We start from the raw sequence: 26,837 nt of genomic DNA on the forward strand, positions 1-26,837 counted from the left end.
AAACGGGCACCAACCTCGACGAATGCCGCTCAAACGCTGTCGATAATAGCTAGGCAATGCCAGTGCGATTTTAGGCCTCTCGAGCAAGTTCTCCTGAGACCGAATTCGGATGCATGACCTCAGTGCGCGGGCCGCGGCTTCACGCTGATCGGCCTCAATACTGCGGTCCTCTGTGGCGTCGAAGCGCTTTCCACTCAGCAATGGGCGGTTGGCGCGATTTCGCTTTGTGCGGATTGTTCCGTGCGAGGTGGCCTCCGTCGGCGGGTAGCGCGACAAGAATTTGCGGTCCCGGCAACGGGCCGCGGCAAGACAGCGGATCCGCAAGGGGCCGCGATAACAAAGGGTAAGGCCAGGATGCCGACGATCAACCAGCTGATCGCTCAACCGCGTGAAGTGCAGAAGTCGCGCAAGAAGGTGCCGGCGCTGCAGCAGTCGCCGCAGAAGCGTGGCGTTTGCACGCGCGTCTACACCACGACCCCGAAGAAGCCGAACTCGGCGCTTCGTAAGGTCGCCAAGGTGCGTCTGACCAACGGCTTCGAGGTGATCGGCTACATCCCGGGTGAGGGTCATAACCTCCAGGAGCACTCGGTGGTCATGATCCGCGGCGGTCGCGTCAAGGACTTGCCCGGCGTGCGCTACCACATCCTCCGCGGCGTTCTGGATACCCAGGGCGTCAAGAACCGTAAGCAGCGTCGTTCGAAGTACGGCGCGAAGCGTCCGAAGTAAGCGGGAACCAGCTCAATGTCTCGTCGCCACTCAGCGGAAAAGCGCGAAGTTCTTCCCGATCCGAAGTTCGGGAACATCATCGTCACGAAGTTCATGAACTCGGTGATGTACGCCGGCAAGAAGTCGGTCGCCGAGGGCATCGTCTACGGTGCGTTCGGTCTCATCGAAGCCAAGACCAAGCAGAGCCCCCTCGGCGTGTTCGAGCAGGCGCTCGAGAACGTCATGCCGACGATCGAGGTGCGCTCCCGCCGCGTTGGCGGCGCGACCTACCAGGTTCCGGTCGAGGTTCGCTCGACCCGTCGTCAGGCTCTGGGCATTCGCTGGCTGATCTCGGCTGCGCGCGAGCGCAACGAGAAGACCATGACCGAGCGTCTTTCGGCCGAACTCCTCGACGCATCGAACAACCGTGGCAACGCCGTCAAGAAGCGCGAAGACGTGCACCGGATGGCGGAAGCCAACCGTGCCTTCTCGCACTATCGCTGGTAACGGCGAAGCAAACGGACTCGCAAGGAACACCCCATGCCCCGCCAACATGCCATCGAAGACTACCGTAACTTCGGTATCATGGCGCATATCGACGCCGGCAAGACGACCACGACCGAGCGCATCCTTTATTACACCGGCAAGAGCCACAAGATCGGCGAAGTGCACGAAGGTGCCGCGACGATGGACTGGATGGAGCAGGAGCAGGAGCGTGGCATCACGATCACCTCCGCTGCGACCACCGCCTTCTGGGCCGGCAAGCGCCTGAACATCATCGACACCCCCGGTCACGTCGACTTCACCATCGAAGTCGAGCGTTCGCTGCGCGTGCTCGATGGCGCCGTCTGCGTGCTCGACTCGAACCAGGGCGTCGAGCCCCAGACCGAAACCGTCTGGCGCCAGGGCGACAAGTACAAGGTTCCGCGCATCGTCTTCGCCAACAAGATGGACAAGACCGGCGCCGACTTCTTCAAGTGCCTTGCCGACATCGTGGACCGCCTCGGTGCCAAGCCGATCGCGATTCAGCTTCCGATCGGTGCCGAGAACAACTTCAAGGGTCTCGTCGACCTCGTGAAGATGAAGGGCATCGTCTGGAACGACGAGTCGCTCGGCGCGAAGTTCGACTACGTCGACATTCCGGAAGACATGGTCGAGCAGGCCAAGGAATACCGCGAGAAGATGGTGGAAGCCGCCGTCGAGCTCGATGACGACGCCATGGCCGCCTATCTCGACGGCAAGGAGCCGGACGAGGCGACCCTGAAGCGTCTGCTCCGCAAGGCGGTGCTGACCGGCGCGTTCTATCCCGTGCTGTGCGGCTCGGCCTTCAAGAACAAGGGCGTGCAGCCGCTGCTGGATGCCGTCGTCGACTATCTGCCGTCGCCGATCGACGTGCCCGCGATCAAGGGTACCGACGACAGCGGCAACGAGGTCGTGCGCAAGGCGGACGACAAGGAGCCGCTGGCTCTGCTCGCGTTCAAGATCATGGACGATCCGTTCGTCGGCACCATCACCTTCTGCCGCATCTATTCCGGCGTTCTGCAGAGCGGCACCGGCGTCGTGAACTCGACCCGTGAGAAGAAGGAGCGCATTGGACGCATGCTGTTGATGCATGCGAACAACCGCGAAGACATCAAGGAAGCCTATGCTGGCGACATCGTCGCTTTGGCTGGCCTGAAGGAAGCGCGCACCGGTGACACGCTGTGCGATCCCGACAAGCAGGTGATCCTGGAGAAGATGGAATTCCCCGAGCCGGTCATCGAGATCGCGATCGAGCCGAAGTCCAAGGCCGACCAGGAAAAGCTGGGTGTGGCTCTGGCCAAGCTCGCTGCGGAGGATCCGTCCTTCCGCGTGTCGACCGACCAGGAGTCCGGCCAGACCATTCTCAAGGGCATGGGCGAACTCCACCTCGACATCAAGGTCGACATTCTCCGCCGCACCTACAAGGTCGACGCCAACATCGGCGCGCCGCAGGTTGCGTTCCGTGAGCGCGTCACCAAGAAGGCCGAAGTCAAGTACACGCACAAGAAGCAGACCGGTGGTACCGGTCAGTTCGCCGAAGTGTCGATCGTCGTCGAGCCGAACGAGCCCGGCAAGGGCTACGAGTTCGAGTCGAAGATCGTCGGCGGCGCGGTGCCGAAGGAATACATCCCCGGCGTCGAAAAGGGCCTCAACAGCGTGATGAGCTCTGGCGTGGTTGCGGGCTTCCCCGTGGTCGACGTCAAGGTTCAGCTCGTCGACGGCAAGTATCACGACGTCGACTCGTCGGCGCTCGCCTTCGAAATCGCCTCGCGCGCTGCATTCCGCGAAGCCTTGCAGAAGGGCAAGTCCGTCCTGCTCGAGCCGATCATGAAGGTCGAAGTGGTGACCCCGGAAGACTACACCGGTTCGGTCATCGGCGACCTGAATTCCCGGCGCGGTCAGATCCAGGGGCAGGACATGCGCGGCAACGCCAACGTCATCAACGCGATGGTGCCGCTCATGAACATGTTCGGTTACGTGAATAACCTGCGCTCGATGAGCCAGGGTCGCGCAACCTTCACCATGCAGTTCGACCACTACGCAGAAGCGCCGGCCAACGTGTCGGCAGAAGTCCAGAAGAAGTTTGCCTGATTGTCGTCGGTCACGAACTGACGATTGAACGGAGAGTCAAATGGCCAAAGCTAAGTTTGAACGTAACAAGCCGCACTGCAACATCGGTACCATCGGTCACGTCGACCATGGCAAGACGTCGCTGACCGCGGCGATCACCAAGGTTCTCGCCGAAGCCGGCGGCGCGACGTTCACCGCGTACGACCAGATCGACAAGGCGCCGGAAGAGAAGGCGCGCGGCATCACCATCTCGACCGCGCACGTCGAGTACGAGACACCGAACCGCCACTACGCGCACGTCGACTGCCCCGGCCACGCCGACTACGTGAAGAACATGATCACCGGTGCCGCCCAGATGGACGGCGCGATCCTGGTCGTGTCGGCCGCTGACGGCCCGATGCCGCAGACCCGCGAGCACATTCTGCTCGCCCGCCAGGTCGGCGTGCCCGCGCTCGTCGTGTTCCTCAACAAGTGCGACATGGTCGACGATCCGGAGCTCCTCGAGCTCGTCGAGCTCGAAGTCCGCGAGCTGCTCTCGAAGTACGACTTCCCGGGCGACAAGATTCCGATCATCAAGGGTTCGGCGCTCGCCGCTCTCGAAGACAGCGACAAGAAGCTCGGCCACGACGCCATCCTCGAGCTGATGAAGAACGTCGACGAGTACATCCCGCAGCCGGAGCGTCCGATCGACCAGCCGTTCCTGATGCCGGTTGAAGACGTGTTCTCGATCTCGGGCCGCGGCACCGTCGTGACCGGCCGTGTCGAGCGCGGCATCGTCAAGGTCGGCGAGGAAATCGAGATCGTCGGTCTCCGCGCGACCCAGAAGACCACCGTCACCGGCGTCGAAATGTTCCGCAAGCTGCTCGATCAGGGCCAGGCCGGCGACAACATCGGTGCGCTGCTCCGCGGCACCAAGCGTGAAGACGTCGAGCGCGGCCAGGTGCTGTGCAAGCCGGGTTCGGTCAAGCCGCACACCAAGTTCAAGGCTGAGGCTTACATCCTCACCAAGGAGGAGGGCGGTCGCCACACCCCGTTCTTCACCAACTACCGTCCGCAGTTCTACTTCCGCACCACCGACGTGACCGGTGTCGTGCACCTGCCGGAAGGTACCGAGATGGTGATGCCGGGCGACAACATCGCGATGGAAGTGCACCTGATCGTGCCGATCGCGATGGAAGAGAAGCTCCGCTTCGCGATCCGCGAAGGTGGCCGCACCGTCGGCGCCGGCGTCGTCGCTTCGATCATCGAGTAATTACGAGAATAGGGACCGGCGAGTGGCGAATGGTGACATTCGCTATTCGCTATTCGCCACCCAACGAAGAGAGACCACGGCAATGAACGGCCAGAATATTCGCATCCGTCTCAAGGCGTTCGACCATCGTATCCTCGATACGTCGACCCGCGAGATCGTGAACACGGCGAAGCGCACCGGTGCGCAGGTTCGCGGACCCATTCCGCTGCCCACCCGCATCGAGAAGTTCACCGTCAACCGTTCGCCCCACGTCGACAAGAAGAGCCGCGAACAGTTCGAGATGCGCACTCACAAGCGTCTGCTCGACATCGTCGATCCGACCCCGCAGACCGTCGATGCTTTGATGAAGCTCGACCTGGCCGCCGGTGTCGACGTCGAGATCAAGCTCTAAGATTTTTGGATCACGTTCGCACCTAGCGGACAGAAAGAACAGGAAGCACGCCGATGCGCTCCGGAGTGATCGCACAAAAGGTCGGGATGACGCGGGTCTTTACAGAGGCCGGCGAACATATCCCCGTGACCGTGCTGAAGCTCGGCAATTGCCAGGTCGTAGGCCACCGCACTGAAGAGAAGAACGGTTACGTTGCGCTCCAGCTTGGTTCTGGCAGCCGCAAGACCGTGTACATGCCCAAGGCAGAGCGCGGCCAGTTCGCGGTCGCCAAGGTCGAGCCGAAGCGGCAGGTCGAGGAGTTCCGCGTTTCCGCGGACGCCATGATCCCCGTGGGCGCCGAGATCCTCGCCGACCATTTCGTCGTCGGCCAGTTCGTCGACGTCACCGGCACATCGGTCGGTAAGGGCTTCGCCGGCGGTATGAAGCGCTGGAACTTCGGCGGTCTGCGCGCCACGCACGGTGTGTCGGTCTCGCACCGTTCGATCGGTTCGACCGGTGGTCGTCAGGACCCCGGCAAGACCTGGAAGAACAAGAAGATGCCCGGCCACATGGGCGTCGACCGCATCACCACGCTCAACCTGCGCGTCGTTCAGCTCGACGTCGAGCGTGGCCTGATCCTCGTCGAGGGCGCCGTTCCCGGCTCCAAGGGCGGCTGGATCCGCGTGCGCGACGCCGTCAAGAAGCCGCTGCCGAAGGAAGCTCCGAAGCCCGGCAAGTTCAAGGTTGCGGGCGGCGAAGCCGAGGCTGCGGCCCAGCAAGAGGGTGCGTGAGATGGAATTGAAGGTCACCACTCTCGAGGGCAAGGAAGCGGGCTCCGTCCAGCTGTCCGACGCCATTTTCGGCCTCGAGCCGCGCCAGGACATCATTGCACGTTGCGTGCAGTGGCAGCTCAACAAGCGTCAGGCCGGTACGCACAAGGCCAAGGGTCGCGCCGAGATCTGGCGCACCGGCAAGAAGATGTACAAGCAGAAGGGGACCGGCGGTGCTCGTCACGGCTCGGCCCGCGTGCCGCAGTTCCGCGGCGGCGGTCGTGCCTTCGGTCCGGTCGTGCGTTCGCACGCCACCGACCTGCCGAAGAAGGTCCGTGCGCTCGCTCTGAAGCATGCGCTCTCGGCCAAGGCCAAGGACGGCGATCTGCTCGTGATCGACAAGGCGGCGCTGGAGGCTGCCAAGACCAAGGCGCTGCTCGGTCACTTCTCGGGCCTGGGGCTCACCAACGCGCTGATCATTGACGGTGCCGAGCTCAACAACGGCTTTGCCGCGGCGGCCCGCAACATCCCGAACATGGACGTGCTGCCGATCCAGGGCATCAACGTCTATGACATCCTGCGCCGTCAGAAGCTCGTTCTGACCAAGGCCGCCATCGATGCGCTGGAGGCGCGCTTCAAATGACGAAGAACATCGAGGCTCGCCATTACGACGTGATCGTCGCCCCGGTCGTCACCGAAAAGGCGACGCTGGCGTCCGAGCACAACAAGGTTCTGTTCAAGGTGGCCGCGAAGGCGACCAAGCCGCAGATCAAGGAAGCGATCGAGAAGCTGTTTGACGTCAAGGTCAAGAGCGTCAACACGCTGGTCCGCAAGGGCAAGACCAAGGTCTTCCGCGGAAATCTCGGCTCGCAGTCGAACACCAAGCGCGCGATCGTGACCCTCGAAGAGGGTCATCGGATCGACGTGACCACCGGTCTGTAAGGTCGCACGACGATGGCACTGAAGAAATTCAATCCCACGACACCGGGTCAGCGCCAGCTGGTCATGGTCGATCGTTCAGCCCTCTACAAGGGCAAGCCGGTCAAGGCGCTCACCGAAGGCAAGAAGTCCTCGGGTGGCCGCAACAACACCGGTCGCATCACCGTGCGCTTCCGTGGCGGTGGCCACAAGCAGACGCTGCGTACCGTCGACTTCAAGCGTGAGAAGATCGACGTTCCCGCAACCGTCGAGCGGCTCGAGTACGATCCGAACCGGACCGGCTTCATCGCGCTGATCAAGTATCAGGACGGCGAACAGGCCTACATCCTGGCGCCGCAGCGCCTGGCCGTGGGTGATACCATCGTCGCCGGCAACTACGTCGACGTGAAGCCGGGCAACGTCATGCCGCTCGGCAACATGCCGGTCGGCACGATCATCCACAACATCGAGGTCAAGATCGGGAAGGGCGGCCAGCTCGCCCGGTCCGCCGGCACCTACGCCCAGCTCGTCGGCCGCGACCAGGACTACGTGATCATCCGCCTGAACTCGGGTGAGCAGCGCCTGGTGCACGGCCGTTGCCGCGGTACGATCGGTGCGGTGTCGAATCCGGACCACATGAACACCTCGATCGGCAAGGCCGGTCGCAAGCGTTGGATGGGCCGTCGCCCGCACAACCGCGGTGTCGCAATGAACCCGATCGACCATCCGCACGGCGGTGGTGAAGGTCGTACCTCGGGCGGTCGCCACCCGGTCACCCCGTGGGGCAAGCCGACCAAGGGCAAGAAGACCCGCACCAACAAGTCGACCAACAAATTCATTCTCCTAAGCCGCCACAAGCGGAAGAAGTAAGGAACGACGGACATGGTTCGTTCAGTCTGGAAAGGCCCGTTCGTCGAGGGTTCTCTGCTCAAGAAGGCAGATGCCGCGCGCGCGTCCGGCCGTCACGACGTCATCAAGATCTGGAGCCGTCGCTCGACGATCCTGCCGCAGTTCGTCGGCCTGACCTTCGGCGTCTACAACGGTCAGAAGCACGTGCCGGTGGCCGTCAACGAGGAAATGGTCGGTCACAAGTTCGGCGAGTTCTCGCCGACCCGGACCTTCCATGGCCACTCGGGCGACAAGAAAGCCAAGAAGGCTTGAGGATTAAACGATGAGCAAACCTAAGCGCGAACGGAGCCTCGCCGAGAACGAGGCCAAGGCGGTCGCCCGGATGCTGCGGGTGAGCCCGCAGAAGCTCAACCTGGTCGCCCAGCTCATTCGCGGCCGGAAGGCTTCTGCTGCGCTCGCCGACCTGCAGTTTTCGCGCAAGCGGATCGCGGTTGACGTGAAGAAGTGCCTGGAATCGGCTATCGCCAATGCCGAAAACAACCACGACCTCGACGTCGATGATCTCGTCGTGGCGCAGGCCTTCGTCGGCAACGGCCTCGTGATGAAGCGCTTTGCCGCCCGCGGCCGTGGCCGCTCGGGCCGCGTCTACAAACCATTTTCGCAGCTGACGATCATTGTTCGTCAGGTCGAAGCCGAAGCAGCAGCGGCTTAAGGGTCGCAGGAGAAAACGATGGGTCAAAAGATCAATCCGATCGGTCTGCGTCTCGGCATCAACCGGACCTGGGATTCCCGCTGGTTCGCCGGCAAGCAGGAATACGGCAAGCTGCTGCATGAGGACGTCAAGATCCGCGAGATCCTGCACAAGGAGCTCAAGCAGGCGGCCGTCGCCCGTATCGTGATCGAGCGTCCGCACAAGAAGTGCCGCGTCACCATCCACTCGGCTCGTCCGGGCGTGGTGATCGGCAAGAAGGGCGCCGACATCGACAAGCTTCGCAAGAAGGTCGCGGACATCACCTCGTCCGACGTCGTCATCAACATCGTCGAAATCCGCAAGCCGGAACTCGACGCGACGCTGGTGGCCGAATCGATCGCGCAGCAGCTAGAGCGCCGCGTGGCGTTCCGCCGCGCCATGAAGCGCGCCGTTCAGTCGGCGATGCGTCTCGGCGCGGAAGGCATCCGCATCAACTGCTCGGGTCGTCTGGGCGGTGCGGAGATCGCGCGCATGGAGTGGTATCGCGAGGGTCGCGTGCCGCTGCATACGCTGCGCGCCGACATCGACTACGGCGTTGCGACCGCGTTCACGACCTTCGGCACCTGCGGCGTCAAGGTCTGGATCTTCAAGGGCGAGATCCTCGAGCACGATCCGATGGCCCAGGACAAGAGAATGGCCGAGGGCGAGACGGGTGGCAGTGGTGATCGTGGTGGCCGTCAGCGCCGCGATACGGCTGCGGCCTGATCCAGCACAGGAATTTGAGGGCTTAAAGCCATGATGCAACCTAAGAAAACGAAGTTCCGGAAGGCGCATAAGGGCCGCATTCACGGCGTTGCGACTTCGGGCGCGACGTTGGCGTTCGGCCAGTTCGGCCTGAAGGCGACCGAGCCTGAGCGCGTCACCGCGCGTCAGATCGAAGCCGCCCGCCGCGCGCTGACCCGCCACATGAAGCGCGCCGGCCGCGTCTGGATCCGCGTGTTCCCCGACGTTCCGGTGTCGAAGAAGCCGGCCGAAGTCCGCATGGGCTCCGGCAAGGGTTCGCCGGAATTGTGGGTCGCCCGCGTCAAGCCGGGCCGGGTGCTGTTCGAGATCGACGGCGTCAACACCCAGACGGCGCGTGAGGCGCTGACCCTGGCGGCCGCCAAGCTGCCGATCAAGACGCGCTTCGTCGAGCGCATTGCGGAGTAATGGCCATGGCCCAGATGAAGATCGAAGACATCCGCGCGATGAGCCCCGACCAGCAGGACGACGCCGTCCTGAACCTGAAGAAGGAGCGCTTCAACCTGCGCTTCCAGCGTGCCACCGGGCAGCTCGAGAACACCTCGCGTCTGCGCGAGGCTCGCCGCGACATCGCCCGGATCAAGACCGTCGCCGCGCAGCAGCGCGCGAAGAAGAAGTAAGGGGCTAACGGATATGCCGAAACGTACTTTGCAAGGCGTGGTCGTCAGCGACAAGACTGCCAAGACCGTCGTGGTGCGCGTCGATCGCCGCTTCACGCACCCGATCTACAAGAAGACCATCCGCCGTTCGAAGAACTACCACGCGCACGACGAGAACAACGAGTTCAAGCCGGGCGACATGGTCTGGATCGAAGAGACCAAGCCGATCTCGAAGTTGAAGTGCTGGATCGTGATCCGGGGCGAACACAAGAAAAGCGCCTGATCTGTTGGCCTTGGCCGACTGACTTCAGGGAAATGTTGAGCGCCGGCTAGGCTGGCGCAAAGAGAAAGAGGACGAGGTGCATCAATGATTCAGATGCAGACCAACCTCGACGTGGCCGACAATTCTGGCGCACGCCGTGTCATGTGTATCAAGGTGCTCGGAGGCTCCAAGCGCCGCTACGCCACGATCGGCGACGTCATTGTCGTTTCGATCAAGGAAGCCATTCCGCGTGGCAAGGTGAAGAAGGGCGACGTGATGAAGGCCGTCGTGGTGCGTGTCCGCAAGGACATCCGCCGCGCTGACGGTTCGGTCATCCGGTTCGACCGCAACGCCGCCGTTCTGATCAACAATCAGTCCGAGCCGGTCGGCACCCGTATCTTCGGGCCCGTGCCGCGCGAGCTGCGCGCCAAGAACCACATGAAGATCATTTCGCTCGCGCCGGAGGTGCTGTGATGGCTGCGAAGATCCGCAAGGGCGACAAGGTCGTCGTGCTGACCGGCCGCGACAAGGGTCGCACCGGCGAAGTGTTCGAAGTTCGCCCCGACGCCGGCACGGCGCTCGTGCGCGGCATCAACATGGTCAAGCGTCACCAGAAGCAGACGCAGGCCCAGGAGGGCGGCATCATCTCGAAGGAGTCGCCGATCCAACTGTCCAACATCGCGTATGTCGGCAAGGACGGAAAGCCGACCCGCGTCGGATTCAAGATTCTGGCGGACGGCAAGAAGGTCCGCATCGCCAAGAGCTCGGGAGCTGAGATCGATGGCTGAGGCCGCTTACACCCCGCGCCTGCGCGCGGAATACGACGCGAAGATCCGCACGGCCATGACCGAGAAGTTCGGTTATGAGAACGTGATGCAGGTTCCGCGCCTGGACAAGGTCGTGCTGAACATGGGCGTGGGCGACAGCGTCAACGACCGCAAGAAGGCCGAGACCGCCGCTGCCGAACTGACCCAGATCGCCGGCCAGAAGGCGATCGTGACCTATTCGCGCATCGCGATCGCGACCTTCAAGCTGCGTGAGAACCAGCCGATCGGCTGCAAGGTCACGCTGCGCAAGGCCCGCATGTACGAGTTCATCGATCGCCTGGTGACGGTCGCGCTGCCGCGCGTCCGCGACTTCCGCGGCCTGAACCCGAAGAGCTTTGACGGCCGCGGCAACTACTCGCTCGGCATCAAGGAGCACATCATTTTCCCCGAGATCGACTTCGACAAGGTCACGGAAGCCCGCGGCATGGACATCACCGTCTGCACCACGGCCAAGACCGACGAAGAGGCGAGGGCCTTGTTGACCGCTTTCAATTTCCCGTTCCGGCAGTGAGACGCTGACCTAAAGCCTCTCAAACGCGGATACCCAGGAGCCAAGCATGGCAAAGAAGAGTTCAGTCGAGAAGAACAACCGGCGCAAGCGGATGGTGAAGAACGCCGCCCCGAAGCGCGAGCGGTTGAAGGCGATCATCGCCGACAAGACGCTGCCGATGGAGGAGCGGTTCGCCGCGACCCTGAAGCTTGCGGAAATGCCGCGCAATTCGTCGGCCACCCGCATCCGTCTGCGTTGCGAGCTGTCGGGCCGTCCGCGCTCGAACTACCGCAAGAACAAGCTGTCCCGTATCGCGCTCCGCGACCTTGGCTCCAAGGGCATGGTCCCTGGCCTCGTGAAGTCGAGCTGGTAAGGAGGGTCGTTTAGATGTCTACGCACGATCCAATCAGCGATCTGATCACCCGCATCCGCAACGCGCAGATGCGCTCCAAGAGCAAGGTCTCCACGCCTGGCTCGAAGATGCGCGAGAACGTCCTCGAAGTGCTCAAGAGCGAGGGTTACATCCGCGGTTATGCGACCCTCGAGCACTCCTCGGGTCGCAGCGAGATCGAGATCGAGCTGAAGTATTTCGACGGCGAGCCCGTCATCCGCGAAATCGAACGTGTTTCCAAGCCCGGGCGTCGCGTCTACGCCTCGGTGAAGAACCTGCCGCGGGTCAATAACGGACTCGGTATTTCGGTGTTGTCGACGCCGAAGGGGATCATGGCCGACCACAGTGCGCGTGAAGCGAACGTGGGCGGTGAAGTCCTCTTCACGGTGTTCTGAGAAGGGTTTTTGATCCATGTCACGTGTTGGCAAAAGGCCTGTGGCGGTGCCGTCCGGTGTGACCGCGACCGTCGACGGGCAGACCGTCAAGATGAAGGGGCCGAAGGGCCAGCTTCAGTTCGTCGTCCATGACGACGTCGAGGTGAAGCTCGAGAGCGGCCAGATCAAGGTCCAGCCGCGGGCCGAGACCAACCGCGCGCGGGCGCTGTACGGCACCGCTCGCGCCCAGGTCGCGAATCTGGTCGAAGGCGTCACCAAGGGCTTCGAGAAGAAGCTCGAAATCACCGGCGTCGGTTACCGCGCCGCGATGCAGGGCAAGAACCTGCAACTCGCGCTCGGCTACAGCCACGACGTGATCTACACGATCCCGGAAGGGATCACGATCACCGTGCCGAAGCCGACCGAGATCACGGTGACGGGCAGCGACATCCAGCGCGTCGGCCAGGTCGCCGCTGAGATCCGCTCGTATCGCCCGCCGGAGCCCTACAAGGGCAAGGGCGTGAAGTATGTTGGCGAATTCATCTTCCGCAAGGAAGGCAAGAAGAAGTAACGGAGCCGGTCATGTCCAAAGCCAAGGTTACCAATGCCCGGCGCAAGCGGAGTGTGCGGCTGAAGCTGCGCCGCTCCGGTGGTGGTCGTCCGCGTCTGTCGGTGTTCCGCTCGTCCAAGCACATCTACGCCCAGGTCATCGACGACCTGAAGGGCGAGACGCTGGCCTCTGCCTCCTCGCTCGAGAAGGCGATGCGCGACGGCGGCAAGACCGGCGCCGACATCGATGCGGCGAAGGCGGTCGGCAAGCTGCTGGCCGAGCGCGCTGCCGAGAAGGGCGTCAAGGAAGTCGTGTTCGATCGCGGCAGCTACCTCTACCACGGGCGTGTCAAGGCTCTTGCCGACGCTGCGCGTGAGAGCGGGCTGAGCTTCTAACAGAATTTGAGGATTGAGGCGCAAGCCTCTGAAGGATTGGAAAAATGGCAGAACGCGAACAACGTGGTGGACGCGATCAACGCGGCGGCGGGCGTGAACGCAAGGAGCGCGAGGAGCGCGACAGCGAGTTCGTCGACAAGCTGGTCCACATCAACCGCGTGGCCAAGGTCGTCAAGGGCGGCAAGCGCTTCGGTTTCGCGGCGCTGGTCGTGATCGGCGATCAGAAGGGCCGCGCCGGCTTCGGTCACGGCAAGGCGCGCGAAGTGCCTGAGGCGATCCGCAAGGCCACCGAGTCCGCCAAGCGCAACCTGACCCGCGTGTCGCTGCGCGAGGGCCGTACGCTGCATCACGACATCGCCGGCCGTCATGGCGCGGGCCGTGTCTACCTGCGTGCCGCTCCGGCCGGTACCGGCATCATCGCCGGCGGCCCGATGCGCGCCGTGTTCGAGACGCTCGGCGTCCAGGACGTGGTCGCGAAGTCGATCGGCTCGTCGAACCCGTACAACATGGTTCGCGCGACCTTCGATGCGCTCAAGCACCAGGACAGCCCGCGTTCGGTCGCGGCGCGCCGCAACATCAAGGTGTCCACCCTCCAGGGTCGTCGCGTCGGCGGCGATGCCGAGGCGGCTGCGGACTAACCAACGTTTTTCGGAGTAGACCACGATGGCCAAGGACGCCGCTAAGTCCGCAAAGACGATCAAGCTCGAGCAGACTGGCAGCGCGATCCGCCGCCATCACTCGCAGCGTTCGACGCTGATCGGGCTCAAGCTCAACAAGATCGGCCGCACCAGCGAACTGCCGGACACCCCGGCCGTGCGCGGCATGATCGAAAAGGTTCACCATCTCGTTCGCATCGTCGACGAGAAGTAAAATTTGCGCGCATGATCCCGAAAAGTGGATCCCGGTTTTCGGACCAGATCATGCGCAAAACACAAGGAGCAGGGCGATGAAGCTCAGCGATATCGCCGACAACGCCGGCTCGCGCAAGAAGCGCATGCGCGTCGGCCGTGGCATCGGTTCGGGCAAGGGCAAGCAGTCCGGCCGCGGCGGCAAGGGCCAGACCGCGCGTTCGGGCGTGCGCATCAAGGGTTTCGAAGGCGGTCAGATGCCGATGCATCGCCGTCTGCCCAAGCGCGGCTTCAACAACATCTTCCGCGTCGAGTACGCCGAGATCAATCTCGACCGTCTCCAGGATGCGGTCGATGCCAAGAAGCTCGAAGCCGGCAGCGTCGTGAACGTCGAGGCCCTGGTGAAGGCCGGCGTGCTGCGCCGCGCCAAGGGCGGCCTGCGGCTGCTCGGCCGCGGCGAGCTCAAGGCCAAGCTGAACATCGAAGTCCATGGGGCCACCAAGTCCGCGATCGAGGCGGTCGAGAAGGCCGGCGGTTCGGTGAAGATCCTCGCCCCTGCCAAGGAAGAAGGCGAGGCGGCGTAACAACTGCGTCATTGGCCCGCGCCTCGCGGGCCTTTACGCAGGCGGGACGATGGACTTATCGAAGCCGAAGCCCCAGATAATGTCCGGCGTCCGCTAGAATAGCCCGGCCGCGGGTATGACGGCGCAACAGGCGGCGGGAGAAAGTCCAATATGGCCTCAGCAGCGGAACAACTGGCAGCCAATCTCAATTTCGGCGCGTTTGCCAAGGCCGACGAACTGAAGAAGCGCATCTGGTTCACGCTGGGTGCGCTGCTCGTTTATCGGCTCGGAACCTACATCCCGCTGCCCGGCATCGATCCCAACATCTGGGAGCAGGTGTTCAAGTCGCAGGCGGGCGGCATCCTCGGCATGTTCAACATGTTCGCCGGCGGCGGCATCCACCGCATGGCGATCTTCGCGCTGAACATCATGCCGTACATTTCGGCCTCGATCATCATCCAGCTCCTCACCACCGTCTCGCCGCAGCTCGAGGCGCTGAAGAAGGAGGGTGAGGCGGGCCGCAAGACGCTGAACCAGTACACCCGCTACCTCACGGTGATCCTGGCCGCATTCCAGTCCTACGGCATCGCGGTCGGCCTCGAAGGTGCCGGCAATGTCGTCAGCGACCCCGGCATGTTCTTCCGTCTCTCCACCGCGATCACACTGACCGGCGGCACCATGTTCCTGATGTGGCTGGGCGAGCAGATCACCTCGCGCGGCATCGGCAACGGCATCTCGCTGATCATTCTCTCCGGCATCGTCGCCGAGCTGCCCGCGGCTCTCGCCAACATGCTCGAGCTCGGCCGTCAGGGTGCGATGTCGACCGGCCTGATCCTGGTCGTGATCGTGATGGCGGTCGCCGTGATCGCCTTCATCGTGTTCATGGAGCGCGCACAGCGCCGGCTGCTGATCCAGTATCCGAAGCGCCAGGTCGGCAACAAGATGTTCGAGGGGCAGTCCTCGCATCTGCCGCTCAAGCTCAACACCTCGGGCGTGATCCCGCCGATCTTCGCGTCCTCGCTGCTCCTCTTGCCGACCACGGTTGCGAACTTCAACGCAGGCAAGGGGCCGGAGTGGTTCCAGTGGATCACCACCCAGCTCGGCCACGGCCGTCCGCTGTTCCTGGTGCTCTATCTCGCGCTGATCGTGTTCTTCGCCTTCTTCTACACCGCGATCGTGTTCAACCCGACCGAGACCGCGGACAATCTGAAGAAGCATGGCGGCTTCATCCCGGGCATCCGGCCGGGCGAGCGCACCGCGGAATACATCGACTACGTGCTCTCGCGCATCACCGTGCTCGGTGCGATCTATCTCGCGATCGTCTGCTTGATCCCGGAGATCCTGATCTCCTACGCGTCGGTGCCGTTCTACTTCGGCGGCACCTCGCTGCTGATCGTGGTCAGCGTCACCATGGACACGGTGGCGCAGGTGCAGGGTTATCTGCTGGCTCATCAGTATGAGGGCCTGATCCGCAAGTCGAAGCTGCGAGGCCGCCGCCGCTAAGCCGCGGCGTCCTCCAAGGCGGCGCGCCTGCGCCGTCGATTCGCCGCGCGAGCGACGCGCGGCGCCTTCGGAAGGCGATCGACAACGGTTCGGTCGCGCCGGCAGAGCTGCTCTCGATGCAGCGCAATCACTGATTTCAAAGCTGTCTTGGCGTCCGGGCGTTTGCTCCCTTATGATATGGGTAGCGGTGCGGCGCTGATTATGATTTGCACTGTTACTGAATTTTCAAACACAGGTGCGCGATCTGTCGCTCACCAATCCGGGGGGGCGTACGCAATGAGAATTATACTTCTGGGACCGCCGGGATCGGGCAAGGGGACCCAGGCGCAGCTGCTGGTGCAGCGCTACGGTATCGTCCAGCTCTCGACCGGCGAAATGTTGCGTGCAGCCGTCGCGGCGGGGACGCCGGTCGGGCTGAAGGCCAAGGAGATCATGGCCAGCGGCGGACTCGTGCCCGACGACGTCGTGGTGGGAATCATCTCCGACCGCATCGACCAGCCCGACGCGAAAAATGGATTCATCCTGGACGGTTTCCCGCGCACCGTGCCGCAGGCCGCAGCGCTGGATGATTTGCTCAGGCACAAGCATCTCAAGCTCGACGCCGTGATCGAGCTCCGCGTCAACGAGAGCGCGCTGTTGAGCCGCGTCGAGACCCGCGTCGCCCAGATGCGGGAGCGCGGGGAGGAGGTCCGGCTCGACGACACCCCGGAGGTCCTGACCAAGCGGCTCGCCAGCTACCGCAGCCAGACGGAACCGCTGATTCACTATTATTCCGAGCGTCGGAAGCTATCGACGATCGACGGCATGATGGCCATTGACGAGGTCACCCGTGCCATCCACCGCCAGCTTCTGGCGCTGGGCGCGGTCGAGCCAAAGACCCATGCCCGCAGCGCGGCCAAGGCGGCGCCCGCGAAGAAGGCGGTAAGGAAGGTGAAGGCGGCGAAGAAATCGGCCAAAAAGGCGGCGAAATCGACCAAAAAGGCTGCCAAATCGGCCAAAAAAGCCGTGAAGGGCGCAAAAAGGGCGGCCAGGAAGACGGTCAAAAAGACCGCCAAGAAGGCCGTCAAAAAGGGTGCCAAAAAGGCCGTAAAAAAGGTCACGAAAAAGCGAGCCAGGCGCTAGCGGCGGTTGACGGAAGCCCCCTGAATCCCTTAATAAGCCCCGCATCCAAGTCGGATAGTTTCAAACGATGCCGGGCCCCAGGAAGACCAGGGGTGGGCGTCGTGTTCGCGTTTGTGAACACCTGCCCGAGAAACACAAGCACTTAAAGCCCGATTCCTGACGAGGGATCGGCAACAGGAGAGAAGGCCGTGGCCCGTATTGCCGGCGTGAACATTCCGACCAACAAGCGCGTGCTGATCGCGCTCCAGTACATCCATGGCATCGGCCAGAAGATCGCTGGTGAGATCCTTGAAAAGGTGAAGATCCCCAAGGATCGTCGCGTCAATCAGCTCAGCGACGCCGAGGTGCTTCAGATCCGCGAAGTGATCGACCGCGACTATCTCGTCGAGGGCGATCTGCGTCGCGAAGTCGGTATCAACATCAAGCGTCTGATGGACCTCGGCTGCTATCGCGGCCTGCGCCATCGTCGCGGTCTGCCGGTGCGCGGCCAGCGCACCCACACCAATGCGCGTACGCGCAAGGGCCCGGCCAAGGCCATCGCCGGCAAGAAGAAGTAAGTTTTCGAATCCAATCGCGGCGTGTGGCGATAGGGGAAGCCCGTTCGCCACGCGCCTTTCGTTCCATCAGGTGTAGCCGCTGGCATTACGGCGGCGTTTGAGATCTTCAGGAAAGGTACTCTATGGGCAAGGAAGCCACCCGCGTTCGTCGTCGTGAGCGCAAGAACATCGCCTCCGGCGTCGCGCACGTGAACTCGTCCTTCAACAACACGACCATCACCATCACCGATGCGCAGGGCAACACGATTGCCTGGTCCTCCGCCGGCACGATGGGCTTCAAGGGCTCGCGCAAGTCGACCCCGTATGCTGCGCAGGTTGCTGCCGAGGACGTCTCCAAGAAGGCGCAGGAACACGGCATGCGTACGCTGGAAGTCGAGGTCGCCGGTCCCGGTTCGGGCCGTGAGTCGGCGCTCCGTGCGCTCCAGGCCGCGGGCTTCACCGTCACCTCGATCCGCGACGTGACCACGATCCCGCACAACGGTTGCCGTCCGCGCAAGCGCCGGCGCGTCTGATGCGAAGTTGCGGGCGCTGTGGTGCCCGCGATGCTTTTTTAAGAAGCCGCGGGTTTGATCTGCGGCCTTTCTCCAACGCCAGTATTTGAATTTTTCAAATCGACTGGCCTGTATGGGTGAAACAGTGACGATCCAGAAAAATTGGCAAGAACTGATTCGGCCGAACAAGCTCCAGGTCACGCCCGGCAGCGATCCGTCGCGCTTCGCGACCATCGTTGCCGAGCCGCTCGAGCGTGGTTTCGGCCAGACCCTCGGCAACGCGCTGCGTCGCATCCTGCTCTCCTCGCTTCAGGGCGCGGCGGTGCAGTCGGTGCACATCGACGGCGTGCTGCACGAGTTCTCCTCGATCGCGGGCGTCCGTGAGGACGTCACCGACATCGTGCTGAACATCAAGGACATCTCGATCAAGATGCAGGGCGAAGGCCCCAAGCGCATGGTCGTGAAGAAGAGCGGCCCGGGCGTCGTCACGGCCGGCGACATCCAGACCGTCGGCGATGTCACCGTGCTGAACCCTGACCTCCAGATCTGCACGCTCGACGAGGGCGCCGAGATCCGCATGGAGTTCACGGTCGCGACCGGCAAGGGCTATGTGCCCGCCGAGCGCAACCGTCCTGAGGATGCACCGATCGGCCTGATCCCGGTCGACAGCCTGTACTCGCCCGTCCGCAAGGTCTCCTACAAGGTCGAGAACACCCGCGAGGGCCAGATCCTCGACTACGACAAGCTGACCATGACGATCGAGACCAACGGCGCCATCTCGCCGGATGATTCGGTGGCTTACGCCGCCCGCATCCTGCAGGATCAGCTCAACGTGTTCGTCAACTTCGAAGAGCCGCGCAAGGAAGTCGCCCAGGAGATCATCCCGGACCTCGCCTTCAACCCGGCCTTCCTCAAGAAGGTGGACGAGCTCGAGCTGTCGGTGCGTTCGGCCAACTGCCTGAAGAACGACAACATCGTCTACATCGGCGACCTCGTGCAGAAGAGCGAAGCGGAAATGCTCCGCACCCCGAACTTCGGCCGCAAGTCGCTGAACGAAATCAAGGAAGTGCTGGCCCAGATGGGTCTGCACCTCGGCATGGAAGTGCCGGGCTGGCCGCCGGAGAACATCGACGAGCTCGCCAAGCGCTTCGAAGATCACTACTGAGAATTCGTCGTTCCGGGGCGATGCGCGAGCATCGAACCGGAACCTCGAGATTCCGGATCGTCGCTTCGCGGCGTCCGGAATGACCGACCAGGGCGAACGCAGGCAGCCCACCTGAGCAACATGTCCGACGAACCGTCGCGGCAGTTTTAAGTAAGGACTACACACATGCGTCACGGCAAGGTTCATCGGAAGCTCAACCGCACGGCCGAGCACCGCCGCGCGATGTTCGCCAACATGGCGGCCGCGCTGATCAAGCACGAGCAGATCGTCACCACGCTGCCCAAGGCCAAGGAGCTTCGTCCGATCGTCGAGAAGCTCGTCACCCTCGGCAAGAAGGGCGGCCTCTCCATGCGTCGCCAGGCCATCTCCGAGATGCGCGACAAGGACCAGGTCAAGAAGCTGTTCGACGTGCTGGCGCCCCGCTACAAGGATCGCCAGGGTGGCTACACCAGGATCATCAAGGCCGGCTTCCGCTACGGCGACAACGCCGCGATGGCCGTGATCGAGTTCGTCGATCGCGACGTCGATGCCAAGGGCCAGGACTCCGGTCCGGTGCAGGCGAAGGAAGCCGAGGCGGCGTAAGCCGACTCGCAATCAGCGTTTCAGAAGCGGCGCCCCTGGGGCGCCGCTTTTTTTACATCCGGCAGCCATTTCTCGTGCTGCGCACGATGATGACGAAATCAAACGTGCGATTGCGCAAGGCATCGCGCGCGACGGTCGCAAGCTGAAGCCGCCGATGGCCTATGCTGGCTGCGCCACCATGACGGCCCAGGATCTCGATGCCATCGTCGCGTTTGTCCGGACGCTACCGCCGAAAAGCTCAATCCTCACGCGTCGGTGAGGGACGATTGAAGCTGCGTGTGCAGCGCACGATATCTCCGTCAACAGCAATGGAGATTGACTGATGAAGATCGACCTTTCCGGAAAGACCGCCCTCGTGACCGGCTCGACCGCCGGCATCGGCCACGCAATCGCCAAGGGTCTTGCCGGCTCGGGCGCGAGCGTCGTGATCAACGGGCGTAGCCGGGACAAGGTCGATGCAGCCGTGCACAAGCTGGAAGCGACCGGCGCCAGGGTGCGCGGCATCGCCGCCGACGTTTCGACTTCGGCAGGCTGCAAGGCGCTGGTGGCGGCGCTGCCCGAGGTCGACATCCTCATCAACAACGCCGGCATCTTCGAGCCGAAGGACTTCTTCGAGATTCCGGACGAGGATTGGAGTCGATTCTTCGAGGTCAACGTGATGAGCGGCGTGCGGCTGTCGCGCGCTTACATGAAGGGCATGCTCGAGCGCAACTGGGGCCGCATCGTCTTCATCTCCTCGGAATCGGGTCTCAACATTCCCGTCGAGATGATCCACTACGGCACGAGCAAGACGGCCCAGCTCGCGGTCGCGCGTGGCCTCGCGCAGCTCACCCGGGGCAGCGGCGTCACGGTGAACTCGGTGCTGCCTGGCCCGACCATGTCCGAAGGCGTCGAAACCTTCGTGAGGGATCTGGCCAGGCAGAACGGGCAATCGGTCGACGAGGCCGCCGCCAATTTCGTCAAGCAACACCGCCCGAGCTCGCTGATCCAGCGTTTTGCCAGCGTCGACGAGATTGCCAACATGGTGGTCTATGTCGCCTCGAAAGAGGCATCCGCCACCAACGGTGCGGCACTGCGCGCCGAAGGCGGCATCGTCAATACGATTGCGTAAGAGGGGCGCATGACGGCGTATGTGATTTCCGAAGTCGAGATGCGCGATCTCGATGGTTTCGAGGCCTATCGCGCGCTCGCGGCGAAGACGATCGCGCAATATGGTGGGCGATATCTCGTTCGTGGCGGCAAGGCGGAGCTGGCGGAAGGCAACCTTCCGCCGAGGGCCATCGTCGTCGTCGAATTTCCGTCGATGGCGAGGCTCAAGGAATGGTATGCCTCGCCGGAATACGCCGAGGCGTTGAAGATCCGCGCCGGCGCACTGGAACGCCGGTTGCTGTTCGTCGAGGGCGTGGTTCCGGACTAGCTGGTCTGCCCACTTGCCGCTTTAATTCGGAGCCCGACCGGCTAAAACAGGGGCTCCATGTTCCGTCCCCTCTCGACCCGCCACAAGCGCCTGTTCAGGCTGACGTCTGCGCGATGGCAGCGACGGGCAATCTTTCTGCTCGGGGGGATCGGGGTCGGCGCTGCGGCCGTGGCGCTGGCGCAGCTCGCTGATCTCGCGCAGCACGCCTTTGCGCTCCTGCTTGGCAAGTCGCGCTATGCCGTGCTGGCGGTGACGCCGCTCGGATTCATGCTGTCGGCCTATCTGACCATCCGCCTGTTTCCGAACGCGCAAGGAAGCGGCATTCCGCAGGCGATTGCCGCGCGGCATCTGACCGATCAAAGTGCGCGCGAGAGCCTGGTCTCGATCCGGATTGCAATCGGCAAGATTATCCTCACGCTGTTCGGCCTCCTTTGCGGCGGCTCGGTGGGGCGGGAAGGGCCGACTGTTCAGGTCGGCGCCTCGATCATGTTCGCGCTCGGGCGTGTCTCGCCGCGCCGCCAGCCCGGGTTGATCCTCGCCGGTGCCGCCGCGGGCGTCGCCGCGGCCTTCAACACGCCGCTTGCGGGAATTGTCTTCGGCATCGAGGAAATGAGCCGCGCGTTCGAGACCCGAACATCCAGCCTCATCATCGCGGCGGTCATCGCGGCCGGCCTGACCTCGCTCGCGCTGGCCGGCAACTACGCCTATTTCGGCAGCAGCGCGATGTCGCTTTCGCGTGGCGCCGACTGGCTGGCCGTTCCGCTTTGTGGGGTGGTCGGTGGCCTCGCCGGCGGCCTGTTCAGCCGGATCGTCATCGCCTTGGCGCGCGGTTTCAAGACCCCGCTCGGACGTGCGATCAAGGGCCACCCGCTCTGGTTCGCGTGTGCTTGCGGTCTCGCCGTTGCGATCTGCGGCCTGGTGTCCGGCGATACGATCTATGGCACGGGCTATGAGCAGGTGAAGACGGCGCTGGAGCACGGTACGCCGCTGCCTCGAGATTTTGGCGTGCTCAAGCTTCTGGCGACCACCTTCGCCGCGATTAGCGGCATTCCCGGCGGCATCTTCTCGCCCTCGCTGGCGGTCGGTGCCGGCATCGGCAGTAACATCGCGGCGCTCTTCCACGACGCGCCGCTCGGCGCGATCATGCTGCTCGGTATGGTCTCGTATTTCGCCGGCGTCGTGCAGGCGCCGATCACCGCCTTCGTGATCGTGACCGAGATGACCGACAATCACGGCATGGTCGTGCCGTTGATGACGGCCGCACTGATCGCGCATTTCGTCTCGCGGATGATCTGTGAGGAGGGTATCTATCACGCGCTGGCAAAAGGCTTTGTCGAGCGGGCGACGCGTTCGCGTGAGGGGGAGTGACGATGAGCCGTTTCTGGAGCAGCTTGACCCATGAGTTGAAGCCCTACGTGCCGGGCGAACAGCCCCGTATGACAGACCTCGTCAAGCTGAACACCAATGAGAACCCGCTTGGTCCGTCGTCGCGTGCGCTGGAGGCGATTCGCGAGGCGGCGGCCGATACGCTGCGTCTCTATCCGGACCCGCAGGCCACCGCGCTGCGGGCGACCCTGGCCGCCTATCACGGCGTGAGCCCCGAGCAGGTGTTTGTCGGCAATGGCTCGGACGAGGTGCTCGCGCATGCCTTCGTCGCCCTGCTGAAGCACGATGCGCCGCTGCTGTTTCCGGATATCACCTACAGTTTCTATCCGGTCTATTGTCGCCTGTTCGGCATCGCCCACGAGACCGTGCCGCTCGATCAGGCCATGCGGATCCGCGTTGCCGACTATCGCCGGCCGGCCGGTGCGATCATCATCCCCAATCCGAATGCGCCGACGGGGATCGCGCTGCCGCGCGCCGAGATCATAACGCTGCTTGAAGAGCATCCGGATGTGCCCGTGGTCGTCGACGAGGCCTATGTCGATTTCGGCGCCGAGACCGCGATTCCGCTGGTCGCGTCCCATCGCAATCTGCTGGTCGTGCAGACCATGTCGAAGTCGCGTGCGCTGGCCGGGCTTCGGGTCGGATATGCGATCGGCGATGCCGATCTGATCGATGCGCTGACCCGCGTGAAGGACAGCTTCAATTCATATCCGCTTGGCCGGCCGGCTCAGGCCGGCGCGATCGCCTCGCTCGAGGACGAAGCCTATTTCCAGCAGAGCCGCCTTCGCGTGATCGAGGGCAGGGAGCGGTTGACCCGTGGACTCAAGGGCGCTGGCTTCGAGGTGCTGCCGTCGCTGGCAAACTTCGTCTTCGCGCGCCATCCCGCGCATCGGGGGGCTGCCCTTGCAGCGGCGCTGCGGGAGCAGGCGGTGATCGTCCGCCACTTCTCCGCACCTCGGATATCGGACTATCTGCGGATCACCGTGGGCACGGATGAGCAGATCGACCCGATGTTGTCGGCCTTGTCCCGGATCATGGGATAACTAAGAACGGTGGGCACGGCGCAAGCGCCTTTGCCCACCTTGCGAGAGACTTGCCTACCACCCCTCCAGCACGATCTTGCCGCGCGACTTGCCGCTCTCGAGCAGTACATGTGCGCGCTTGAGATTGGTGGCGTTGATCGTGCCGAAGGTCTGGTCGAGCGTGGTGCGCAGCACGCCCTTGTCGATGAGGTCGGCGACGTCGTTGAGCAGGTGATGCTGCGCGATCATGTCGGGCGTCTGGAACGAGGAGCGCGTGAACATCGATTCCCAGTGCACCGAGATCGCCTTGCCCTTGAAGGTGCTCATGGTGAACTCAGGAGGATCGTCGATCAGGCCGAAGCGCCCTTGCGGCGCCATCAACTCGGCGATGCCCTTATAGTGCTGATCGGTGAAGGTGAGGCTCGCCACCAGCGCGACCGGCGGCAGCTTCAGCTTCTCGATCTGCTCCCTCATCGGCTTGCCGTGATCGATTACCGCATGCGCGCCGAGATCGAGGCACCATTTCTGCGATTCCGGCCGCGTCGCGGTCGCAACCACGGTGAGGCCGGTGAGCCGGCGTGCCAGCTGGATCAGGATCGAGCCGACACCGCCGGCGCCACCGGTGATCAAGAGCGTGCGCGGATCGACGCTTTTGCCTGGGACCGCACCGAGGCGGTCGAACAGCAATTCCCAGGCGGTGATGGAGGTGAGGGGAAGGGCTGCGGCCTGCGCGAACGAGAGCGATTTCGGTTTGTTGCCGACGATACGTTCGTCAACCAGATGGAATTCCGAATTGGTGCCCTGGCGCAGGATCGAGCCCGCGTAAAACACCTCGTCTCCGGGCTTGAACAGCGTGACCTCGGGGCCGACGGCGTCGACCACGCCGGCTGCGTCATACCCCAGGATCTTGGTCTCGCCTTCGGGCGGGGCGGCGCGCTTGCGTACCTTGTAATCGACCGGATTGGCCGAGATCGCCTTCACAGCGACGCGGATGTCGCGTCCCCTGGGCTCCGGCTTGGCGGTCTCGAAATCGATCAGCGCGTCCCGATCGTCGATCGGAAGCGACTTCCTGTAGCCGACGGCCTTCATGGCTTGTCTCCATCAGATGGCGAATTCGCCTGCCGCTCTAATTGTCGCGCTGGCTCCCATTTGGCAAGTACTGTACGTTTGGGGATATAGTCCCTGTTTGTATACTATTGGGAAAATGCAGATGAAGCGGCGTAATCTTGCCCGTCGTCCGGGCTGCTCGGTCGAGGCGACGCTGGATCTGATCGACGGCAAATGGAAGGGCGTGATCCTCTATCACCTCCAGAGCGGCACCCAGCGCTTCGGCGAACTGCGCCGCATGATGCCCGGCATCACCCAGCGGATGCTGACCAAGCAGCTTCGCGCGCTGGAGGAGGACAAGCTCGTCATCCGCAAGGTCTATGCCGAGGTGCCGCCGCGGGTGGAATATTGCCTGTCCGAGCTCGGCGAGAGCCTGCGGCCGGTGATCGACATTCTCAAGGCCTGGGGCGAGAGCCACCAGCAACGGCTGTCCTGTGCGCCGCCGCCGGTGGTCGTGAAGAAGGCGAAGCGCGCGGCGTGATATCCGGGAGCGGCGTGCCGCTCCCGGAAGAGATCGCCTTAGAACGCGACTTGCGTCCGCATCGCCACCGCATTGAACGTCGACCCCGCGTTCACCGCGGAGACGGCGCTGACCTGCTTGGAGATGTCGCCATGCAGATAGTCGAGCATGAAGCGGACATTGTTGTTGACGTACCAGTTCAGCGCGGCGGTGTAGATGGTTTGCCGTCCACCGGCGATGCCGGCGGCGGTTGCGAGCTGATCGTTCAGGTTCATCGTGCTCACGCGTCCTGCGATTTCCCATGCGCCCCAGCCGCCGCCCGCGAGCGAGAAGGGATTGGCCGGCTTGATGCCGCCATAGGCGGCCGACGCCGGATTGTAGGCACGGTGCTCGCCGGTCAGGACGTACCCGACCTGCGCGTAACCGCCGTCGAACTTCAGGCTCGTCGCGCCAACCGGCGGCAGGCCGGTGTTCGCCGTGCGGTCGACGTTGAACCAGTAATATTCGCCCTGCGCGATGAACGAGCCATAGGTCGCGGCCGCTTCGACGCCATAGACCTGCGCGCCGGAGACGTTGGCGATTGCACCGGTCGAGATCAGCGTCGTCGGATCGATCCGCAACTCCGGCCGGTCGCTGAGCGTGAGCGTCTGGGCCTGCGTTACCAGGTTGCGCGGCGGCTGGATCAGCCATTCCGCGTCGGCGCCGATATGCACGGAGTAGCCGTTGCCGCTGATCGGATTGCCGGCGACACGGGCGACTGCGCCATACTGCTCGCTGGTGCCGGGCGGCGAGACGCTGGACGCCGAGTGGATCTGGCCAGTGGTCGGTCCCGTGACGTAGGCGCCCATCCAGAGCTGGTCATTCCACCAGCGGGTCCCGACGGCCGAGCGGAAGTCGCCGGCTGCAATATTCTGCGCGATGAGACCGGGCGTGGCGCGCTCCATGAACATGATGTCGTTGGAGCTGGTGGATTCATCCATGGTCCAGGCGATATCCATGACGCCGGCCTCGACCGCCATCTTGCCGCCGAATGGCTTGAGGCCGGTGTAGCTCAGAAAGGCGTTTTCGATGCCCGACGTTCCGCCGCCCGGAAGGAAGCCGACAGCAGTGCCGCCAGCCGCGCCGGTGCCGCCAAAACCGTCGGACGAACCGCCGAAGTCGTAGATGAGGCTGTAGTTCCAGTCGCCAAAGAACTTGCCGACGATGCCGATGCGCGCGCGGCGGATGTTCTCGCCGCTGTCGAGCTTTTGCGGCACAGTTGATGCTGTGTCGGGACGGTAATTGTAGCCGCCGACATCCCAGTGCACGCGGCTCGTGATGGCCACGCAGTTCTGGTCGTCGGCCGTGCAGATGGTCGGCCGGTTGTTCGGCATCGTCACCACGACACCGGACGGGGCCACCGGGCCCTTGACCGGAATTGCCGCGTTGGCATTGGCGAGGGCAGCCTTCGCCTCGGAGCGCGCTTCAGCCTTGGCCTCTGCCTTCGCTTCCTGTCTCGCCTTCGCCGTGGCTGCCGTGTTGGCGGCGGTCTGGCTCTGAAGCTTGTCGAGCTTCTGCTCGAGCATCTTCAGCTGCTGTTTCAGGAGTGCGATCTCCTGTTCGCTGTTGCTTGCCGATTGGGCCTGGGCCTGTGAGGCCGCCAGCACGCCGGCGAGACCAATCGCCGTGGCTGCAATTCTCGTCCTGCTCATGTTGTGACTCCATCCTTTGACGAACTTCCCCAAGTCGCAACGGGAGAGCCTAAGAGTGATCGATGACTGCCCCGCGACGGCACGCGC

38 protein-coding genes are annotated in these 26,837 nt (G+C 63.4%); 36 read left to right on the forward strand and 2 right to left on the reverse strand.

Annotated features, from left to right (window positions below; genetic code table 11):
* Positions 1 to 354: 354 nt before the first annotated feature.
* The 35 genes from rpsL to hisC all read left to right on the forward strand — a co-directional run bounded on the left by rpsL (position 355) and on the right by hisC (position 23,513).
* Positions 355 to 726, forward strand: a complete 372-nt coding sequence (gene rpsL / locus QY049_RS37040) for a 30S ribosomal protein S12 (protein ID WP_007603006.1) — start codon at positions 355 to 357, stop codon at positions 724 to 726.
* A gap of 15 nt (positions 727 to 741) precedes the next feature.
* On the forward strand, positions 742 to 1,212 hold the full coding sequence (gene rpsG / locus QY049_RS37045; protein ID WP_194482262.1) for a 30S ribosomal protein S7: 471 nt from the start codon (positions 742 to 744) through the stop codon (positions 1,210 to 1,212).
* 33 nt (positions 1,213 to 1,245) lie between these two features.
* On the forward strand, positions 1,246 to 3,318 hold the full coding sequence (gene fusA / locus QY049_RS37050) for an elongation factor G (protein ID WP_194482263.1): 2,073 nt from the start codon (positions 1,246 to 1,248) through the stop codon (positions 3,316 to 3,318).
* A 40-nt stretch (positions 3,319 to 3,358) separates the two neighbouring features.
* Positions 3,359 to 4,549 carry an elongation factor Tu gene (gene tuf, locus QY049_RS37055; RefSeq protein WP_008136415.1) on the forward strand — a complete coding sequence of 397 codons (1,191 nt, stop codon included), beginning with the start codon at positions 3,359 to 3,361 and terminating at the stop codon, positions 4,547 to 4,549.
* 82 nt (positions 4,550 to 4,631) lie between these two features.
* Positions 4,632 to 4,940, forward strand: coding sequence for a 30S ribosomal protein S10 (gene rpsJ, locus QY049_RS37060; protein WP_002712302.1), 309 nt, complete (start codon positions 4,632 to 4,634; stop codon positions 4,938 to 4,940).
* 53 nt (positions 4,941 to 4,993) lie between these two features.
* Complete coding sequence (gene rplC, locus QY049_RS37065; RefSeq protein ID WP_128951221.1) at positions 4,994 to 5,710, forward strand: 50S ribosomal protein L3; 717 nt, start codon at positions 4,994 to 4,996, stop codon at positions 5,708 to 5,710.
* Between the two features lies 1 nt (position 5,711).
* Positions 5,712 to 6,332, forward strand: coding sequence for a 50S ribosomal protein L4 (rplD, locus tag QY049_RS37070; RefSeq protein WP_011088150.1), 621 nt, complete (start codon positions 5,712 to 5,714; stop codon positions 6,330 to 6,332).
* Positions 6,329 to 6,631 carry a 50S ribosomal protein L23 gene (locus QY049_RS37075; RefSeq protein ID WP_027535292.1) on the forward strand — a complete coding sequence of 101 codons (303 nt, stop codon included), beginning with the start codon at positions 6,329 to 6,331 and terminating at the stop codon, positions 6,629 to 6,631. The genes rplD and QY049_RS37075 overlap by 4 nt, the downstream gene beginning before the upstream one ends.
* A 12-nt stretch (positions 6,632 to 6,643) precedes the next feature.
* Complete coding sequence (gene rplB, locus QY049_RS37080; RefSeq protein WP_194482264.1) at positions 6,644 to 7,477, forward strand: 50S ribosomal protein L2; 834 nt, start codon at positions 6,644 to 6,646, stop codon at positions 7,475 to 7,477.
* Positions 7,478 to 7,489: 12 nt separating this feature from the next.
* A complete protein-coding gene (rpsS, locus tag QY049_RS37085) occupies positions 7,490 to 7,768 on the forward strand; it encodes a 30S ribosomal protein S19 (protein WP_008136357.1) in 279 nt (92 codons plus the stop codon).
* Positions 7,769 to 7,778: 10 nt separating this feature from the next.
* On the forward strand, positions 7,779 to 8,168 hold the full coding sequence (rplV, locus tag QY049_RS37090; RefSeq protein WP_057745488.1) for a 50S ribosomal protein L22: 390 nt from the start codon (positions 7,779 to 7,781) through the stop codon (positions 8,166 to 8,168).
* A gap of 18 nt (positions 8,169 to 8,186) precedes the next feature.
* Positions 8,187 to 8,912 carry a 30S ribosomal protein S3 gene (gene rpsC, locus QY049_RS37095; protein WP_014494500.1) on the forward strand — a complete coding sequence of 242 codons (726 nt, stop codon included), beginning with the start codon at positions 8,187 to 8,189 and terminating at the stop codon, positions 8,910 to 8,912.
* A gap of 30 nt (positions 8,913 to 8,942) precedes the next feature.
* Positions 8,943 to 9,356 (forward strand): 50S ribosomal protein L16, encoded by a 414-nt coding sequence (rplP, locus tag QY049_RS37100; protein ID WP_027535296.1) that lies wholly within the window; start codon positions 8,943 to 8,945, stop codon positions 9,354 to 9,356.
* A 5-nt stretch (positions 9,357 to 9,361) separates the two neighbouring features.
* Positions 9,362 to 9,568 (forward strand): 50S ribosomal protein L29, encoded by a 207-nt coding sequence (gene rpmC / locus QY049_RS37105; protein WP_027520957.1) that lies wholly within the window; start codon positions 9,362 to 9,364, stop codon positions 9,566 to 9,568.
* Between the two features lie 13 nt (positions 9,569 to 9,581).
* On the forward strand, positions 9,582 to 9,830 hold the full coding sequence (rpsQ, locus tag QY049_RS37110) for a 30S ribosomal protein S17 (RefSeq protein WP_057745481.1): 249 nt from the start codon (positions 9,582 to 9,584) through the stop codon (positions 9,828 to 9,830).
* Positions 9,831 to 9,914: 84 nt separating this feature from the next.
* Complete coding sequence (rplN, locus tag QY049_RS37115; RefSeq protein WP_063682754.1) at positions 9,915 to 10,283, forward strand: 50S ribosomal protein L14; 369 nt, start codon at positions 9,915 to 9,917, stop codon at positions 10,281 to 10,283.
* The gene (gene rplX / locus QY049_RS37120; RefSeq protein ID WP_007603031.1) at positions 10,283 to 10,597 is read left to right on the forward strand and encodes a 50S ribosomal protein L24; all 315 of its coding nucleotides are present in this window, start codon (positions 10,283 to 10,285) and stop codon (positions 10,595 to 10,597) included. The genes rplN and rplX overlap by 1 nt, the downstream gene beginning before the upstream one ends.
* Entirely contained in the window at positions 10,590 to 11,147 is a 558-nt protein-coding gene (rplE, locus tag QY049_RS37125) for a 50S ribosomal protein L5 (protein WP_011088141.1), read from the forward strand. The genes rplX and rplE overlap by 8 nt, the downstream gene beginning before the upstream one ends.
* A 46-nt stretch (positions 11,148 to 11,193) precedes the next feature.
* Positions 11,194 to 11,499 carry a 30S ribosomal protein S14 gene (gene rpsN, locus QY049_RS37130; protein WP_057745473.1) on the forward strand — a complete coding sequence of 102 codons (306 nt, stop codon included), beginning with the start codon at positions 11,194 to 11,196 and terminating at the stop codon, positions 11,497 to 11,499.
* A gap of 14 nt (positions 11,500 to 11,513) precedes the next feature.
* The gene (gene rpsH / locus QY049_RS37135) at positions 11,514 to 11,912 is read left to right on the forward strand and encodes a 30S ribosomal protein S8 (RefSeq protein ID WP_015685407.1); all 399 of its coding nucleotides are present in this window, start codon (positions 11,514 to 11,516) and stop codon (positions 11,910 to 11,912) included.
* Positions 11,913 to 11,928: 16 nt separating this feature from the next.
* Positions 11,929 to 12,462, forward strand: a complete 534-nt coding sequence (gene rplF / locus QY049_RS37140; RefSeq protein WP_194482265.1) for a 50S ribosomal protein L6 — start codon at positions 11,929 to 11,931, stop codon at positions 12,460 to 12,462.
* 11 nt (positions 12,463 to 12,473) lie between these two features.
* On the forward strand, positions 12,474 to 12,836 hold the full coding sequence (rplR, locus tag QY049_RS37145; RefSeq protein WP_008549238.1) for a 50S ribosomal protein L18: 363 nt from the start codon (positions 12,474 to 12,476) through the stop codon (positions 12,834 to 12,836).
* Between the two features lie 44 nt (positions 12,837 to 12,880).
* Positions 12,881 to 13,474 (forward strand): 30S ribosomal protein S5, encoded by a 594-nt coding sequence (rpsE, locus tag QY049_RS37150; protein ID WP_194482266.1) that lies wholly within the window; start codon positions 12,881 to 12,883, stop codon positions 13,472 to 13,474.
* Positions 13,475 to 13,499: 25 nt separating this feature from the next.
* A complete protein-coding gene (gene rpmD, locus QY049_RS37155; protein ID WP_092294155.1) occupies positions 13,500 to 13,706 on the forward strand; it encodes a 50S ribosomal protein L30 in 207 nt (68 codons plus the stop codon).
* 76 nt (positions 13,707 to 13,782) lie between these two features.
* Positions 13,783 to 14,268, forward strand: coding sequence for a 50S ribosomal protein L15 (gene rplO, locus QY049_RS37160; protein ID WP_258766516.1), 486 nt, complete (start codon positions 13,783 to 13,785; stop codon positions 14,266 to 14,268).
* A 150-nt stretch (positions 14,269 to 14,418) separates the two neighbouring features.
* Positions 14,419 to 15,750 (forward strand): preprotein translocase subunit SecY, encoded by a 1,332-nt coding sequence (gene secY / locus QY049_RS37165; RefSeq protein WP_092228451.1) that lies wholly within the window; start codon positions 14,419 to 14,421, stop codon positions 15,748 to 15,750.
* A gap of 276 nt (positions 15,751 to 16,026) precedes the next feature.
* Positions 16,027 to 16,872, forward strand: coding sequence for an adenylate kinase (locus QY049_RS37170; protein WP_301270716.1), 846 nt, complete (start codon positions 16,027 to 16,029; stop codon positions 16,870 to 16,872).
* A 188-nt stretch (positions 16,873 to 17,060) separates the two neighbouring features.
* The gene (rpsM, locus tag QY049_RS37175) at positions 17,061 to 17,429 is read left to right on the forward strand and encodes a 30S ribosomal protein S13 (protein ID WP_301270547.1); all 369 of its coding nucleotides are present in this window, start codon (positions 17,061 to 17,063) and stop codon (positions 17,427 to 17,429) included.
* 122 nt (positions 17,430 to 17,551) lie between these two features.
* Entirely contained in the window at positions 17,552 to 17,941 is a 390-nt protein-coding gene (gene rpsK, locus QY049_RS37180) for a 30S ribosomal protein S11 (RefSeq protein ID WP_007603045.1), read from the forward strand.
* A gap of 112 nt (positions 17,942 to 18,053) precedes the next feature.
* Positions 18,054 to 19,085, forward strand: a complete 1,032-nt coding sequence (locus tag QY049_RS37185) for a DNA-directed RNA polymerase subunit alpha (protein WP_194482269.1) — start codon at positions 18,054 to 18,056, stop codon at positions 19,083 to 19,085.
* A gap of 165 nt (positions 19,086 to 19,250) precedes the next feature.
* Entirely contained in the window at positions 19,251 to 19,667 is a 417-nt protein-coding gene (gene rplQ, locus QY049_RS37190) for a 50S ribosomal protein L17 (protein WP_057745449.1), read from the forward strand.
* Positions 19,668 to 19,989: 322 nt separating this feature from the next.
* Positions 19,990 to 20,778, forward strand: coding sequence for an SDR family NAD(P)-dependent oxidoreductase (locus QY049_RS37195; RefSeq protein WP_301270548.1), 789 nt, complete (start codon positions 19,990 to 19,992; stop codon positions 20,776 to 20,778).
* Positions 20,779 to 20,787: 9 nt separating this feature from the next.
* The gene (locus QY049_RS37200) at positions 20,788 to 21,084 is read left to right on the forward strand and encodes a DUF1330 domain-containing protein (protein ID WP_194482271.1); all 297 of its coding nucleotides are present in this window, start codon (positions 20,788 to 20,790) and stop codon (positions 21,082 to 21,084) included.
* A 57-nt stretch (positions 21,085 to 21,141) separates the two neighbouring features.
* Positions 21,142 to 22,452: a chloride channel protein gene (locus QY049_RS37205; RefSeq protein WP_301270549.1), complete on the forward strand. Its 1,311-nt coding sequence runs from the start codon at positions 21,142 to 21,144 to the stop codon at positions 22,450 to 22,452.
* Positions 22,453 to 22,454: 2 nt separating this feature from the next.
* Entirely contained in the window at positions 22,455 to 23,513 is a 1,059-nt protein-coding gene (gene hisC, locus QY049_RS37210; RefSeq protein WP_301270550.1) for a histidinol-phosphate transaminase, read from the forward strand.
* Positions 23,514 to 23,567: 54 nt separating this feature from the next.
* On the opposite strand, the gene QY049_RS37215 is transcribed toward hisC, so the two are convergent.
* Positions 23,568 to 24,581 carry a zinc-binding alcohol dehydrogenase family protein gene (locus QY049_RS37215; RefSeq protein ID WP_194482274.1) on the reverse strand — a complete coding sequence of 338 codons (1,014 nt, stop codon included), beginning with the start codon at positions 24,579 to 24,581 and terminating at the stop codon, positions 23,568 to 23,570.
* Between the two features lie 121 nt (positions 24,582 to 24,702).
* On the opposite strand from QY049_RS37215, the gene QY049_RS37220 reads away from it, so the two are divergent.
* Positions 24,703 to 25,080, forward strand: a complete 378-nt coding sequence (locus QY049_RS37220) for a helix-turn-helix domain-containing protein (protein WP_301270551.1) — start codon at positions 24,703 to 24,705, stop codon at positions 25,078 to 25,080.
* Between the two features lie 38 nt (positions 25,081 to 25,118).
* Here QY049_RS37220 and QY049_RS37225 read toward each other — a convergent pair whose 3' ends face one another.
* Positions 25,119 to 26,750: an OprO/OprP family phosphate-selective porin gene (locus tag QY049_RS37225; protein ID WP_301270552.1), complete on the reverse strand. Its 1,632-nt coding sequence runs from the start codon at positions 26,748 to 26,750 to the stop codon at positions 25,119 to 25,121.
* Positions 26,751 to 26,837: the final 87 nt, after the last annotated feature.

The sequence above is a fragment of the Bradyrhizobium sp. WYCCWR 13022 genome (assembly GCF_030435535.1).
In the GTDB taxonomy this organism is placed as follows: domain Bacteria; phylum Pseudomonadota; class Alphaproteobacteria; order Rhizobiales; family Xanthobacteraceae; genus Bradyrhizobium.